Here is a 15,094-nt window from a genome sequence, read left to right on the forward strand (position 1 = left end):
TCGCTACGTTGTTTTAAAATTTTTTTAAGTATACATGAATTGAGTTCACATACCTATTTTTTTAATTTTTTTAAGTATACATGAATTGAGTTCACATACCTATTTTTTTAATTTTTTTAAGTATACATGAATTGAGTTTACATTAGCTATTTTTTTAATTTTTTTAAATTTAATTTATTTCTGAATTTTAATTAACATAGTCTTGATTTTTGATTATTTCTTATTTTTACAATAAAAATATTTAATTAATAATAAACAAATACTTTATTAAAGTATTTAATAATATGTGATTTTATGATAGTTGGAATTTTAGGTTGTGGAGCAATAGCTAATATAATTGTAAATAATTTTTTAGCTAGAGAAAATGGAATAAACATTAAATATTTCTATGACCATGATATTAAAAAAGCTGAAAATTTAGCTAGAATATCTGATGGTATTGCTGTTTTGAATATTGATGATATGGTTGATCATGTTGATTTAGTATTGGAGGCAGCCTCCCCTATATCAGTTGAAAAATTTGCTTTAAATATTCTAAAAAAAGGTAAAGATATTATTGTAATGAGTATAGGTGCTTTGATGGATAAAAAACTTAGAAATGAATTGATTGAGGTAGCAACTGAGCATAATTCAAGAATATTTGCTCCTTCTGGTGCTATTGTTGGATTAGATGGGATTAAAGCGGCTTCTATTGGTAACATACGAAAAGTTAATTTAACCACAAGAAAACCACCAAGATCTCTTGGTAAAGACAACAATGAAGAGGAGGTTCTTTATGAAGGTAAAGCATCTGAAGCAGTTAAGAAATTTCCAACTAATATCAATGTAGCTGCGGCTTTAAGTATTGCTTGTAATAGAGATGTGGATGTTAAAATAATTATAGATCCAAGTGTGGATAAAAATGTTCATGAAGTAATAGTTGAGGGAGATTTTGGGCAATTTAAAACGAGAACTGAAAATTTACCTTGTGAAACAAATCCTAAAACTAGTATGTTAGCTGCATTTTCAGCTATTAAATTATTAAAGAGTTTAAATGAAAATTTTATAATGGGAACATAGAATAAATATCATGGAATTTATCACGGGTTTGTAGAATGAAGGATTATGAAATTTATAATGATCTTAAGGTCCCTAAAGGATCTAAAATAATTTTAAGATTAGATGGAAGGAATTTTAGTAATTTATCTAAAAGTTTAAACTTTAAAAAACCATATGATGATAATTTTTCCACTGGTATGGTCGAAGCTGCTAGAAACCTCTTTAAAGAATTCTCTCCTTCTTTTATTTATACATTTTCAGATGAAATTAACATATTATTATCTGAAATTCCTTTTTCTGGAAGAATAGAAAAATTAAATTCAGTTTTTCCAAGCATTGTTGCAAGTTCATTAACTTTACATTTAACTAAATTTTTTAACCTAAGTTTAAAGAAAAATAGGCCTATTTCTTTTGACTCAAGGATTATTCCTATAACAAACAATGATATCTATACTTATTTTAAACATAGACAAGATGAATCTTGGAGAAATTGTATTAATGGATATGGTATATGGACTCTAAAAAAAGAATTTTCCACTAAAGTAGCAAGTGAAAAGTTAAAAAACCTCAAGTCATCTGATATTCATCAGCTTCTTTTTGAAAAAGGAATTAATTTAAATGATATCCCTTCATATAAAAAGAGAGGAATAGCTATTTACAAAAAAACAAGAGAAATAAATGGATTTAATCCTAAAATAAATGAAAAAACAACTTCTCATAGAAATGTTTTGTTTGTGGATAGAGAACTACCAATATTCAGCTATGAATTCTTTGAGAAAAATCATATTCAATAACCATGATTAATAAACACGAAGACAATTGATTATAAAAGTTAAAAATTTTGGCAGTGTCAAATAATTTACTGATTTGAAATTTTTTTGTATTCCTGATTTTGATTTTTGTATGATTCGTTATTTTATTCGGACAAATTTAAATTGGAGTGTTTTTTGTTCTTTATTTTTTTTGAATTTTTCAGTATTACTTTTTCCCTATTTTTTATGTGCACATGTTTTTCACTGAATTTTCATTGATTTTTAACTTCTTTTAAGGGATTGTTTTAATTTTTAGGTTGTTGATTTTTAGTATTTTAAGGTGGTGTGTTTTTATTATTTTTTGTTTTAATGTTTAAATTGAAATATTTATATAATTGTTTATTATATATTATTTTTTATGTTAAATAAAGATATTGTTTGTGGTGTATCTGTTTTAGATGATTGTCAGCGAAATTTGGATGTTGTTGCTGATAAAATTAGTATTTATGTCGAATAAATTTCGTAAATGGCTTAAAAATTGTTTAAATGGCGTATTAGTAATTATTAAGTTAAAGTTAAAAAGGAATTTTATAGTATTTGCAAGAGAAAATACTGATTTGTCCATTTTTGTGGGTCTAAAAATGTTGTTGAAAATAGTAGTAGAGGGTCGTTTGATTATTTTTCAAGCTCATGATGCGGAGTATTTTAAGAATACAAGATATATTTTTGTAAAAGATAAACATTTAACGGGAGAAACACAGTTTTTTGAGTCTATATATTAGTGATTATAGTTCCAGATAACTCTAATTATTCTCATGAATTTATTAACACTGTTAAAGATCATAATGCTCCAGTAACATGCACCTTTAAGAATCACTACTGATTTTTTAAATAGAAATAGGTATTTAAGTGTTTCATCAAACAATTGAAAATATAATACTTTCATACTGAAAACCCCCAATGAATATACTTCTTGATTCCTCAGGAAAGTATACATTTTGATGTTTTATGGTCAAAAGCTCAAGGAATGTTGGAATTGTTTCTACTTTTGTATAAGCGATACCCTCTCCAAAAAAGTTGTTTACGACGATTTATATAGTAAAAGGAAACCGCTAAAAACATAGACAAATTTTTTATAAGAAATATCACCATATTTACCAGAAAAAAAAATACATAACTGTAAGATTTAGAACCTAAATACAAGGAACCTTCACAAAAATATTGATTTAAAAGACAACTATACTTAAAATACACACCTAAAGCTATTAACAACAGACTAAAAAGCATTATAACTTCTTTTAAGAAAAAAGAAGGAGAAATAAGTCAAAATTGATAAAAAATCATCGAAGAGCAAAAACAAAGAATCATAAAAAATGATATTAAATAACAATCTAAAAGAAATCAACACAGAATTTAAAGATATTATGGACAATTTTGATTCACTACATCCATGCACCAATAAATTAATGAATAAAATGTATTATTCCTAATTTTAACGACTTTTTTGTATTTAAAGGCCGATGGAGTGGAAAAAACTTCAAATATATCAGAACTTAATTTCCAAAAAACCCTACCAAAACATGTTAAAAGAAGAATGAGAGAAATCAAAGGATCAATAGGAAGAATCTACTTAAAAAACGAATACAGAAATAAAAAAGAAGAAGAAAGATTTCAAAACAAAGTTTTCAACGGACTAATGGAAATGATATCTAATAATGACCATATCTAATCAAACTAAAAAAAATAAAACAGCCACAGAACCAAAAAATCAAAATCAGTAAAGTATTTGACACGGCCAAAATTTTGTATTAATTCGTAATAATCATAGTATTTGCACTGATCGATTTACTAACAAGATTTCTGATTAAATAAATAAATAGAATGAAAAAAATGCTATATTATTGCTGTAATAAACGGTCTTGTTTTAATAGAAACCATATTATTAAGAATAATATAAAAGAAATGGAATAAATAGAATATAATGGAGTTTTCAATGTATTGACTGTGTAATAGCTGCTGAAAATGTGATTAAATCATATAATACATGTATTACGAATGATACAAAGATATTTTTCGTTTTTATGTAAGCAAACATGATGAATATTGAACCTAATCCCTGAAGAAGCAAGATAGAAATTATATTATGGTATGTGGGAAAATGTAGAAGTCCAAATATTAATAAAACAATTCCAGTTGAGATCACTATACTTAATTTTCTCTTTTTAGTAAATTTATAAAATAAAGATAAGAAAATTAAAAAGGGTATGATTTTTATTAACTCTTCACCAAAAATCTGGAAAGGATATATTATCCAAAATAATAATGAATTTAGTTCTCCAATTGCAGGATTTGCATGAATATTAAGATGTAAACCTAAAGTTAAAATTATAGCAATAGCAAATGTAAATAGAAAATCTGTAACTAATAAAATTATAATTAGCTTAATATCATTTTTTTGAAATTTTTTACATATTAAATTATAGTTCCAACTAGTTAGAATACCGAAAATAACAAATGGAATTAAGAAATATGATAAATTTCCAAGACGACCTCCGAATGTATGGGGTGAGAAAATTAATATCATGGGCATTATAACAGAAATTGCTAATAAAACCCATTTCCCAACATTTAACTTAGGATTATTCCTATAAAAAGGAAAATCTAACCCTTCTCTTTCAAATTTAAAAAAATCTATTTTGTCCATATCTTTCATATAATCACTTATTTTAACCTTTTATTCTTAGTATTATTTAAAATTATATACCTATTTTCTTGAGATAACTTAACATTTTTTCCACTTTCTTAACATTTTTTTAACATCACAGTAATGGAGTTTTTTAACATAGCAATACATAATTTAGTGTTAAATTCACTGTATCATAAATATATTGACTTGAAGATTGCTAAAAAGAGAAAATATCTGACTTTGTTAAATGGTTAAAAAAGAATTATTATCTAATATTTGATAAATAATTAAAAGATGATTTTCTTAAAAAGAGAGAATAACTCCTCATATGGGGGGTAATGGTAATCTTTGAATATCATATGATTATTTTAAAGGAGAATTTGTAGATAACAACTATTTGAAAGAATTTATGTATCAATTTTCTCAAATCATTAATTTATATAATCTTGGGAATTTTAGAGAAGTATATGAATTCATTTTGAGAAATCATCATGAATTCATTTTGAGAAATTACCATTTGATTTAGATGGTGATTGAGGTAGAACCAATTATCAGAGAATATTTTCCGATTAGATGAATTAGTTTTAGAATATGTAGCAATTCCAAAATAGATAGGGATTAGCTAGTATTGTATATAAAAACATGCCAAAACCAAATCAGAATAAAAGATAAACAATAAGAAATATTTAGTAATTTGTTTCAATAAAATTATGAAACATATGGTTGTTTAATTAATCTTTAACTAAAATATATGTATTATTTAATCAATTAAAAGTATGTCAAAAATAGCTACAGATAATGGTAACATATTAATTATTAAAAATATAATAATGATATTAGAGGATGGGACACGATTATTTTCAAGAAAAATTTGATTTGTTCAAATTTGATTTAATAATCTAATTTTTATTTAAATTTAAAATTTTAATTTAATAATCATTGTTTTATTAATTAAAACTAAAATTAAGAGATATGATAAATTTAAAATATTTTCATAGAACTTTAAAATAGCTAAAATTTAAAAATATATGTTGTGACCCAGCCTCATTAGGCAATATAAATAATAATGATATTAGGCAATATAAATAATAATGATATTAGGCAATATAAATAATAATGATATTAGGCAATATAAATAATATAAATAATAATGATATTAGGCAATATAAATAATAATGATATTAAATAATTAGAAAATTGAGATTATTCATAATAATTAGAATAATAAATATTTAATCAATAACAATGTTTTAGGAGATTTGATTATAATGGATTGGAGTAAACTTTTTTTAAAGATTTTTGGCACCAATAGCTTCAAATTTAAAGAGGTTCATATAGATCAAGAAGTTATTGATTCTATATTGTGGTATGCTCAAAGTTCAGATCCTAATGAATTCATAGCTCTTTTTGATGGTAAAATTGAGAAGGAAATTCTTCATATATTTGGTTTGATCTTTTTACCTGGTGAATCGTCTGGTGAAGGAGCTATTATGAATACAGGAATGCTTCCAACAATGACACATAATTGGGGTTCTGTTCATTCTCACCCTGGTCCAAGTGCTATGCCCTCTGAGACAGATTTATTCACTTTTGCAAGAATGGGTCTATTTCATATGATAATTTGTAGGCCATATGAAGAAGAGAATATAATGTCTTATAATCGTTATGGGGAATCTGCTGATTTTCAGATAATTCCATAGCTTAAAATTTCATAATCCAACTTTTTTTAATTTAGAATGACTATTTCATCTAAAATTCTTTGGACTATAATACTTCTCGTGAATTATCTAACATTCGATCATTAAAATTGAGTTTGGAAAAAAGCTCTAAAAACCTTTAAAAACATGAATAAATACTTACAAACTGGAAAAAATATTTTCTATTATTATTTTGTCCATGTCAAAAAAGTTTGGAAAAATACTATAATTTTTTTATTTAGAGTTAAAAGGTGTAGAAAATTCTTTAGACTAAACTTTTTTTAACTAGGATTAATCTCCATATTCTATCTAATGATTAAAGTTCTAAAACGATGATTAGCACTGTTGTTTATTTCAAGTTAGAAAGAATCTATGCACAATTTGATCATCAATCGAAAGAGTTCAATGAATATGGTAGTGGACGAAATATTTAATAATGATTAAGTATATATTGTCAAGACAATTTAATTTTGAGTTGTTAAGATTTTGTATAATATTTGTATAATTTTTTGTCTGCATCTTTTTTAGTAAAATTCCAATTTATTTTGACTTTATTTTTATTTCTTTTTTCACACCAAGCTTTAGTTTCTTTGATTAATGTATTTTTATCTTTTATTCTTCTTCCCGTGCATTATATATCCATGACATTAATTTCAATTTCAGCAATATTAAGCCAACTGGCATGTTTCGGAGTATAATAAAATTTAACTTTACTAATCAATTCAACAGCTTCTTTGAATTCAAAATTTTCAAGAATAGAAGTGTAAGTATGAGTATTCAAGTTGTCCATTATTATTCTTAGTTTTTTAGCTTTGGGAAACACATTTTTTACTAGATGTTTATAGTCATTATTGAAAAATTTATCATTTTATAAAATTATAATATTCAATTTTTTATCTTTAAATTCAATTTAAACAATTTTTAAGAGAAATAAAAATATTAATAATTTACAAACATTACCATCATTACTATAATATACATTGCAAAATCTTTTTTAGTTCGTCTTTCTGTAACCATTATGTCTCTTTTACCTCCATTAAAGTCAACAGCCACGAAAATATTCGCAGTACTATTTCTTTTATAAGAATAATCATATTTTTCAGATATTCCAGGATGCATTGGGATTTTAACTCTTAAATCACTTATTAAAGGTTTATGTTTTCCATCAAAACAAATTATGGGATATTTTGGATCATAATCTTCAGAATATAGTCTTAAAATTGTATACATTCTTTTTCGATATTCATTATCAATTTTTTCGATACACCACATTTTTTTCAACCAAGGTTTAGTTGAGCTTTTTTTAAAATGATTCTGACAGTTTCACGAGTTATTGATTCAAAACCTTCTTTTTCACGAAGAGTTTCAGCCAAAAGCCTAATACTCCACCTTTTATATCCTTCCGGAGGATCAGTACATGCTAACGCTATTATTTCCGTTTCTTTTTCAATATCATATTTCTTTGGTTGACCAGAACGGGCCTTATCATAAATAGCATGATCCCTACCACCTTCAAGATACCTTTTTTTAATATTTGTAACAGTATTAGGACTAATATCTAACATTTTAGCAATCACAACACTCTTCACACCTTTATCAAGCAACAAAAGCACATATGCTCTTTTCTCTTCCTTTGATTTTTTAACAAAATCATTCAAAAAACATTTATCATCTTCACCAAGTTTAAAACCTTTATTTATCATAATATACATTAAACTCAATACTATATAAAATCATCATAAACTTTAAATTGTCATGATAATATATTGTTTTATGGTAGGTAGGAGTAAAATTGAAGTTAAAGATCATTTGAGTCTTAAGGAGATTTTAGCTGAAATTAAAAATCGAAAAGTTGATTATGACTTAACTGAAAGGTTAATTTTCATGTCAGATATATTAAAAGGTTTTAGTGTTCCTAAAGCTTCTAAAAATATTGGTATTGCACATTCAACAAGTTATGAATGGTTGAAAATGTGGAATTTGGAAGGGATAGAAGGTTTATATCCAAAACATGATGGTGGAAGACCACCAAAACTTTCAAAAGAAGATTTGGAAAAATTAGACAAAATATTAGAAAAAACACCTAATTTAACTAATGATATAGCTTCAGATATAATAAAACATGAATTCGATGTAGAATTTTCATATAGAAATATATCAAGAATACTTAGAAAGTTGAAATACACTTATACAAAGCCATACATGATTTATGCAAAAATGCCTGAATATGCGGAAGAGCAGCTTAAAAAAAACTTCAAAAGTTAATTTAAATAATAATATTATTGGATTTGATTATGCATCTCGTTTTGATAATCATCATTTTTCAGGAAAAACTTGGCATAAAATAGGGACAAAAAAAACGTCATTATAAAAACATTAGGCAAACGCAAATCAGTAAATGTCATTGGTTTTCAACCATTAAATGGTGTTCCAGATTTAAGCTTTCATGAAAGAACTAATAGAGCAACATTTTCACTACACCAATTTGATATTAGAATACATAATATTAACAATGCAAAAATTGCTAAAAATCTCTATGAATTTGTTAATTGTGATCAATTAAATCATGAATTTATTAAAGGAGAATTAAAGAAGAATATTCCAGATAATAATGAATTAAATGAAAAGGTTATTGCTGCTACAAATAAGAAATACAAGAATTCAACTGCTTTAGATAAAATATTAAAACGAATATTTAGCTCAATTAATATTAAAACCAAAAAAATTGTTGAAATCCAAGAACAAATAATATATAAATGGATGGAAGAAAATCCAGAAATAAATGGAGAGTTAAAAAAAGAAAAAAGAATTGGTATTGTTTTAGACGATTATTCTGCCCACAAATCTCATTTAGCACGAAATGTTGCAAAATTTTTAAACATTAAATTATTATTTTTACCAACTCACTCACCTAAATTCAACCCCATTGAACAAGTATGGGGAGCTATGAAGAAAAAAATCTCTTCAACTGATTTCAAATCTATTGAAGAGCTATTAAAAAAAGTTAAATACTATTATTCCAAATACCTTAAAGAAAAATCTTTCACAAACAAATGGATTAAAAAATTTCTTTCGAAAAGTTAAGTCCAGTACTCAATGCTGTCAATTTAAGAAAATTTTCTTTAAAATTTCAATATTTTTAATTAATTTTTTATAATTTATATTTAAATGGAATGTTGCATTCATTAGAATATTAAAGTAATAATTCTTTAAGTTGACAGCATTGGTCCAGTACTATAGCATAGTCCAGTACTATTAGTATAGTCCAGTACTATTAGTATAAAATTAGTAAAAATATAATGTATACAAATAATTAACAAAATATTAAATACTAGTAATTATAAATGTGTATTGTTATATACTTAATTATTCGTATACATTATATTATAAAATTATATGTAGAAAATATATTAAGGTATATAACATTCCATAAAAAATTAAAGGAGGTGAAAAAATGATAAAAAAGAAAAATAACTTGCCTAAAAAGCTTTTAGTTTCTACCATAATATTAACATTAATTTTCATTGCTTTATCATCAGCAAACGCAGCAGAACATAATATAACTAACACTACAAGTGGTGGTTTAAATAAAACTGTATCAGATGCAAATGATGGAGACAGAATAAATTTAGGCACTGGAATATACACCAATAATGTAACTAGCATAATAATAGACAAAAACCTGACAATAGTAGGAAAAAATAAAGAAGCTACAATAATAAATGCTCAGCAATTAGAAAGAATATTCGATATAACAAGCACGGGAAGCCTAACACTAATAAATATCACACTAACCAATGGAAATGCTGACAATGGGGGAACCATGTACAATGAGGGTGGAAAAGTAGCAGTGCAAAATTGTATATTTACTAATAATTCAGTCAGGCACTATGGTGGAGCAATCTACAATGATGGTGGCACTACAAGTGTTATCGGTTCGATATTTAATAATAATAACGCCATATCTGGAGGTGGAGCAATCGCTACTTCTTATGACATTGGTACGATAATTATTGATAATTCTACATTCAGTAACAATCAAGGTAACCCCGGTGGAGCGATTTATAATACTGATGACAATACCTTAACTATTAACAATTCTATATTCACTAATAATATAGCAAATTCAGAAGGCGGAGCAATCCTCAACTATGCCGATTCTATGACGATTACCAATTCATTATTCATTAATAACACAGCTGAATATTCTGGGGGAGCAATCCAAAACTTCGGAGGTATTAATATAAATATTACTAATTCAACATTCACTAACAATAATATCTTGACCGATGATTTTGATGGTGGAGGTGGAGCAATCTCTAATTACTACAATGAAAATGTGAATATTCTTGATTCAACGTTCAATAGCAACACAGCCAATAGTCGTGGTGGTGCTATCTATAATGTCGGTGTTGAAAATATAAATATTACTAATTCTAACTTCACTAAAAACACAGCTAATGATACTGGTGCTATCTATAATGAAGATGTAATAAACATGAATATTATTGGTTGCAATATTATAAACAATTCACAAGGAATTTATATAAATTCTGATTCAGAAAACATTACTATTAATTACAATAGAATCTTCAACAACACAGAATATGACCTAAATAATAATGCTATTGATACCAATGCCGATTATAATTGGTGGGGTTCAAACAACCCAGAAATAAACAAGATTATCGGAATCACTCTTAATAATCACTTTGTTATGAATGTCACAAATCTAACATCCTTAGATTCCAATGGTACTGTAATATTCCAGTATAGTTTTAAATTAAATACTGGTGAAACTGCAGATAATAACTTATTACCATATTTCCTAACAAATGTCTACACAAATATTGCTAGTGGAGCTATTGAATCATTTGATGCTAGGTTTGATAAAACTTTCAATATTACTTTAGATAAAAGTGGAAATGTCACTTATACTTTTATAACTGACAATGAAGTGCAAAATCTTGAAGGAACTGTAACTTTACCACCAACACCACCAGTGCCAACGATTCCACCTAAACCACCAGAACCTACACCAACTCCAGAACCAAATAATAATGGAACAAGTAACAATCCAACAGCTCAAGCAAGTATGAAATCAACAGGTTTGCCAATAAATCTACTACTCATATTATTATCTGTACTTGGTTTTAGTTTTTACCGTAAACAATAAAAATTTACTTTTTCTTTTTTTTTTTTACATTAATTGATTTCAATCTAATTTTTCTTTTTTTTACATTAATTGATTTCAATCTAATTTTTCTTGACTTTATTGTACACGTTTTATAAAATGTGAAGTTTCGTGGTCATAAGTCTTATTTTCGTTTAATTTCACATATAATGACATAAGATATTTGTTTAATGTTTTATTAAATTATGTTGGTGTTTTTTTTATTGCTTTAGTGAAGTTTGATATGTCAAACCAAATAGATTCTTCATAATCAGTTTGATGATATTCCAAGTGAAGATATTCCTCGCTTTTTGATTGATTTTTCTGATGAATTTTTTGTTGAAAAATTTGTTGATAATGGAGAAAAACCTATTTATCCTAAAAAATTTTTTAAATATCTTCATTTATGATGAGATTAATTGTGTTAGCTCAACTGAAATTTTAGCTGATTTAGTTAAATATCATCAGTTTTATCTGTTTATAGCTAATAATTTAACACATTCAGCATGAACGCTACGTAGATTTAAAAAATGAGTATATTTTTAAAAATTTCAATTGCAAAAAACTCAAAATTTTAAAAAATAAAAAATAAAGTAATATACACTCTATTTAGAGTTAAAATTTGTATAAAATTCTTTAGACTAACCTTTTTTTGATTGGGACCAATCCTTATATTCTATCTAATGACATATCTCACTAATAACTAATATGGCTGAATATTTATTAGGATCAATCTTTAATTCTATCTAACGAAAAAAGCTTTAATCCAACGTGTAATATTGTTGCTTATTTTAGCTACATTTTTGTCTTACCTAAATGGTTTGTTATTGATATATTCTATAAAACTAGATTTGAGTCTAAAAAAATATAGAAGTTTTTACAGAAAAATTAAATAGTGTTAAATAGTAGTTACTAGAAATTATATAATGTTATATAAAGTAATTTTAAATTTATGATAGTATGAAATTTTATATAACAAACATGATAGTATATTATAATACCAAATATGATAGTATATTATAATACCAAATATGATAGTATATTATAATACCAAATATTATAGTATATTATAACAATTCTATAAAAAATATAATATGGATTTAAAAATATGGTTAAAAAGAATATGATGAATAAAAAACTTTTAATTCCATGCATGCTATTGATACTATTCTTCATTGCTTTATCAGGAATAAATGCAGCAGATGTGCATATGAATTCAACTAATAATACAATAGCTAATGCTACTGAAAATGGAACAAGTAATGGTGATATAATATATTTAGCCGAGGGAACATACAATAACTCTCATTTAAATGGCACTAATGGCATAATAATAAATAAAAACCTAACAATAATAGGCAAAGGTGCAGACAAAACGATAATAGATGCACAAAACTTAGGAAGAATATTCAACGTAACAAGTACAGGATGGTTAACATTAATAAACATCACATTAACCAATGGAAACGCTACAGATGGTGGAGCTATATATAATAGCGGAACAATCACAATAAACAACAGTATCTTAACCAATAATAAAGCACTTAATGGTGGAGCAATTTACAATTACAATAATGATCATGGTGCTAATATAAGTATTACTAACTCCAACTTAACAAATAATCGCGGAAGTTTTTCTGGTGGGGGTGCTATTTTCAACTTTGACAAAATAGCTCGTATTAGTATAAATAATTCTAATTTCGTAAATAATAGTGGAGAAAATGGAGGCGCTATCCTCATTTTCAACTATGAGGGTGCTCATATAATTATTAATAATTCTAACTTCATAAATAATACAGTAAGTAGTTTAGGTGGAGCGATTCACAGAAATGGTGGTATTAATAGTGATACTTACATGATTATTAATAACTGTAAATTCGAAAATAATACAGGCCCTTATGGTGGTGGAGCCATATCTAATTCTGCTAATAATATGATTGTTACCAACTCTAATTTCACAAATAACATAGCGAATATGGGGGGTGGAGGCATATCTAATAATGCCAATAATGTCACCATTAGCAACTCTAGTTTCATTAATAATATGGCAACATTCGGAGGAGCTGTAGCTAATTCTGCCAATAATGTGATTGTTAATAACTCTAATTTCACAAATAACAGAGCTGAATATGGTGGTGCTATCTACAATAATGGATTTAGTATGATAATTAGCAATTCCCTCTTCAACAATAATGCCGCTCAAGATAGTAATGGTGGGGCAATACTCAATTGGGGAGATAATACAACTATTACTAACTCTAATTTCATAAATAACGTAGCTATTAGTCGTGGTGGTGCTATAAGCAATTATGGTACTAACTTGACTATTAGAAGCTCTAAGTTCACAAACAATACGGCTAGTTATGGTGGTGCCGTATATAATGATAACATTAATATGGTTATTATGAACTCTGAATTTAAAAGCAACATAGCTAATAGTAATGGTGGGGCAATACTCAATTGGGGAGATAATATAACTATTACTAACTCTAATTTCACAAATAACAGAGCTGAATATGGTGGTGCTATCACTAATGGAGGTAGTAATATATCTATTCTTGGTTGTAACATTATAAATAATTCCCAAGGAATCTATATAAATTCTTCATCAAATAATACAACAATCAATTACAATAGAATCTTCAACAACACAGAATATGACCTAAATAATAATGCTATTGATACCAATGCCGATTATAATTGGTGGGGTTCAAACAACCCAGAAATAAACAAGATTATCGGAATCACTCTTAATAATCACTTTGTTATGAATGTCACAAATCTAACATCCTTAGATTCCAATGGTACTGTAATGTTCCAGTATAGTTTTAAATTAAATACTGGTGAAACTGCAGATAATAACTTATTACCATATTTCCTAACAAATGTCTACACAAATATTGCTAGTGGAGCTATTGAATCATTTGATGCTAGGTTTGATAAAACTTTCAATATTACTTTAGATAAAAGTGGAAATGTCACTTATACTTTTATAACTGACAATGAAGTGCAAAATCTTGAAGGAACTGTAACTTTACCACCAACACCACCAATACCACCAGTGCCAACGATTCCACCTAAACCACCAGAACCTACACCAACTCCAGAACCAAATAATAATGGAACAAGTAACAATCCAACAGCTCAAGCAAGTATGAAATCAACAGGTTTGCCAACAAACTTAATATTTTTACTAGTAATATCTGTAATTGGTTTTGTTTATTACCGTAAACAATAAAAAAAATTTAAACTTTTTTTCTTTTTTATATTAATATGATTCTTAGACATACTTTTTTTGATTTATTATTACTTTTTCTTACATTTATAATAACTATTTATTAAGAAAATTTAGGGTTTTATAATTATAGTTTAAATCGAAAAGTTTAAAAGTAATGTGAAACAAATTTTTTCATGGTAAATAAGATACAAAAAGAAGTTAAAATCTGTATTAAGAAATATTGTTTGAATAAAATTATTAGTAGGCATCAGTAAGAAGCTGATGTTTTAAAAAAATTGATTTTTATCCGATTTTTGTATAATAAAAAAACTGTTGATGAAGCAGTAGAATTGATGGAAATTTCATTATCTACTGGGCATAGATGGTTAGATGAGTGGAATGAGGGAGGATATGAAAATTTATATCCAAAATACAAGAATGGTGGGAGAAAAGCTAAATTAACTGAAGAAGAGTTTAAAAAACTAGATGAAATAATGATCAATGAAAGTTTCTTGAGCACTCGTAAAATTC

The 15,094-nt window shown here is 26.2% G+C and carries 12 protein-coding genes and 1 pseudogene; 10 read left to right on the forward strand and 3 right to left on the reverse strand.

Translation table 11 applies throughout. The features are described 5' to 3' along the window. Positions 1-294 precede the first annotated feature (294 nt). From MBCUT_RS04810 to MBCUT_RS04825, 4 genes are all read left to right on the forward strand, one after another. Positions 295-1,059: an aspartate dehydrogenase gene (locus MBCUT_RS04810; RefSeq protein WP_067259524.1), complete on the forward strand. Its 765-nt coding sequence runs from the start codon at positions 295-297 to the stop codon at positions 1,057-1,059. A 35-nt stretch (positions 1,060-1,094) separates the two neighbouring features. Further along, positions 1,095-1,832 (forward strand): tRNA(His) guanylyltransferase Thg1 family protein, encoded by a 738-nt coding sequence (locus MBCUT_RS04815; RefSeq protein ID WP_067259526.1) that lies wholly within the window; start codon positions 1,095-1,097, stop codon positions 1,830-1,832. 416 nt (positions 1,833-2,248) lie between these two features. Further along, positions 2,249-2,572 carry a hypothetical protein gene (locus MBCUT_RS04820; protein WP_067259528.1) on the forward strand — a complete coding sequence of 108 codons (324 nt, stop codon included), beginning with the start codon at positions 2,249-2,251 and terminating at the stop codon, positions 2,570-2,572. Positions 2,573-3,315: 743 nt separating this feature from the next. After that, on the forward strand, positions 3,316-3,519 hold the full coding sequence (locus tag MBCUT_RS04825) for a hypothetical protein (protein ID WP_157082483.1): 204 nt from the start codon (positions 3,316-3,318) through the stop codon (positions 3,517-3,519). A gap of 261 nt (positions 3,520-3,780) precedes the next feature. Here the strand turns inward: MBCUT_RS04825 and MBCUT_RS04830 are convergent, their stop codons facing one another. Beyond that, on the reverse strand, positions 3,781-4,503 hold the full coding sequence (locus MBCUT_RS04830) for a CPBP family intramembrane glutamic endopeptidase (RefSeq protein ID WP_067259533.1): 723 nt from the start codon (positions 4,501-4,503) through the stop codon (positions 3,781-3,783). A gap of 1,241 nt (positions 4,504-5,744) precedes the next feature. On the opposite strand from MBCUT_RS04830, the gene MBCUT_RS04835 reads away from it, so the two are divergent. Then, entirely contained in the window at positions 5,745-6,176 is a 432-nt protein-coding gene (locus tag MBCUT_RS04835; protein WP_067259535.1) for a Mov34/MPN/PAD-1 family protein, read from the forward strand. A gap of 628 nt (positions 6,177-6,804) precedes the next feature. On the opposite strand, the gene MBCUT_RS10525 is transcribed toward MBCUT_RS04835, so the two are convergent. Then, positions 6,805-6,996 carry a transposase gene (locus MBCUT_RS10525; RefSeq protein ID WP_169805396.1) on the reverse strand — a complete coding sequence of 64 codons (192 nt, stop codon included), beginning with the start codon at positions 6,994-6,996 and terminating at the stop codon, positions 6,805-6,807. Positions 6,997-7,130: 134 nt separating this feature from the next. After that, positions 7,131-7,885, reverse strand: a pseudogene (locus tag MBCUT_RS11880) (IS630 family transposase); the annotation flags it as partial. A 61-nt stretch (positions 7,886-7,946) separates the two neighbouring features. Between MBCUT_RS11880 and MBCUT_RS04850 the strand changes: the two are divergent. The 5 genes from MBCUT_RS04850 to MBCUT_RS04870 form a co-directional block, all read left to right on the forward strand. Beyond that, the gene (locus MBCUT_RS04850) at positions 7,947-8,438 is read left to right on the forward strand and encodes a helix-turn-helix domain-containing protein (protein WP_067259540.1); all 492 of its coding nucleotides are present in this window, start codon (positions 7,947-7,949) and stop codon (positions 8,436-8,438) included. Between the two features lie 414 nt (positions 8,439-8,852). Next, a complete protein-coding gene (locus MBCUT_RS11535; protein ID WP_342667569.1) occupies positions 8,853-9,257 on the forward strand; it encodes a transposase in 405 nt (134 codons plus the stop codon). A gap of 370 nt (positions 9,258-9,627) precedes the next feature. After that, the gene (locus MBCUT_RS04860; RefSeq protein WP_067259545.1) at positions 9,628-11,349 is read left to right on the forward strand and encodes a hypothetical protein; all 1,722 of its coding nucleotides are present in this window, start codon (positions 9,628-9,630) and stop codon (positions 11,347-11,349) included. A gap of 1,105 nt (positions 11,350-12,454) precedes the next feature. Next, on the forward strand, positions 12,455-14,584 hold the full coding sequence (locus MBCUT_RS04865; RefSeq protein ID WP_067259547.1) for a beta strand repeat-containing protein: 2,130 nt from the start codon (positions 12,455-12,457) through the stop codon (positions 14,582-14,584). Positions 14,585-14,859: 275 nt separating this feature from the next. Further along, the coding region (locus MBCUT_RS04870; RefSeq protein ID WP_157082484.1) for a helix-turn-helix domain-containing protein at positions 14,860-15,094 on the forward strand (235 nt) is incomplete at its 3' end.

Source organism: Methanobrevibacter cuticularis (genome assembly GCF_001639285.1).
GTDB lineage: Archaea > Methanobacteriota > Methanobacteria > Methanobacteriales > Methanobacteriaceae > Methanobaculum > Methanobaculum cuticulare.

Coding starts and splice junctions, on each gene's coding strand:
- MBCUT_RS04810 (WP_067259524.1), top strand. CDS start 295: ATGATAGTTGGAATTTTAGGTTGTGGAGCAATAGCTAATATAATTGTA.
- MBCUT_RS04815 (WP_067259526.1), top strand. CDS start 1,095: ATGAAGGATTATGAAATTTATAATGATCTTAAGGTCCCTAAAGGATCT.
- MBCUT_RS04820 (WP_067259528.1), top strand. CDS start 2,249: ATGATTGTCAGCGAAATTTGGATGTTGTTGCTGATAAAATTAGTATTT.
- MBCUT_RS04830 (WP_067259533.1), bottom strand. CDS start 4,503: ATGAAAGATATGGACAAAATAGATTTTTTTAAATTTGAAAGAGAAGGG.
- MBCUT_RS04835 (WP_067259535.1), top strand. CDS start 5,745: ATGGATTGGAGTAAACTTTTTTTAAAGATTTTTGGCACCAATAGCTTC.
- MBCUT_RS04850 (WP_067259540.1), top strand. CDS start 7,947: ATGGTAGGTAGGAGTAAAATTGAAGTTAAAGATCATTTGAGTCTTAAG.
- MBCUT_RS04860 (WP_067259545.1), top strand. CDS start 9,628: ATGATAAAAAAGAAAAATAACTTGCCTAAAAAGCTTTTAGTTTCTACC.
- MBCUT_RS04865 (WP_067259547.1), top strand. CDS start 12,455: ATGGTTAAAAAGAATATGATGAATAAAAAACTTTTAATTCCATGCATG.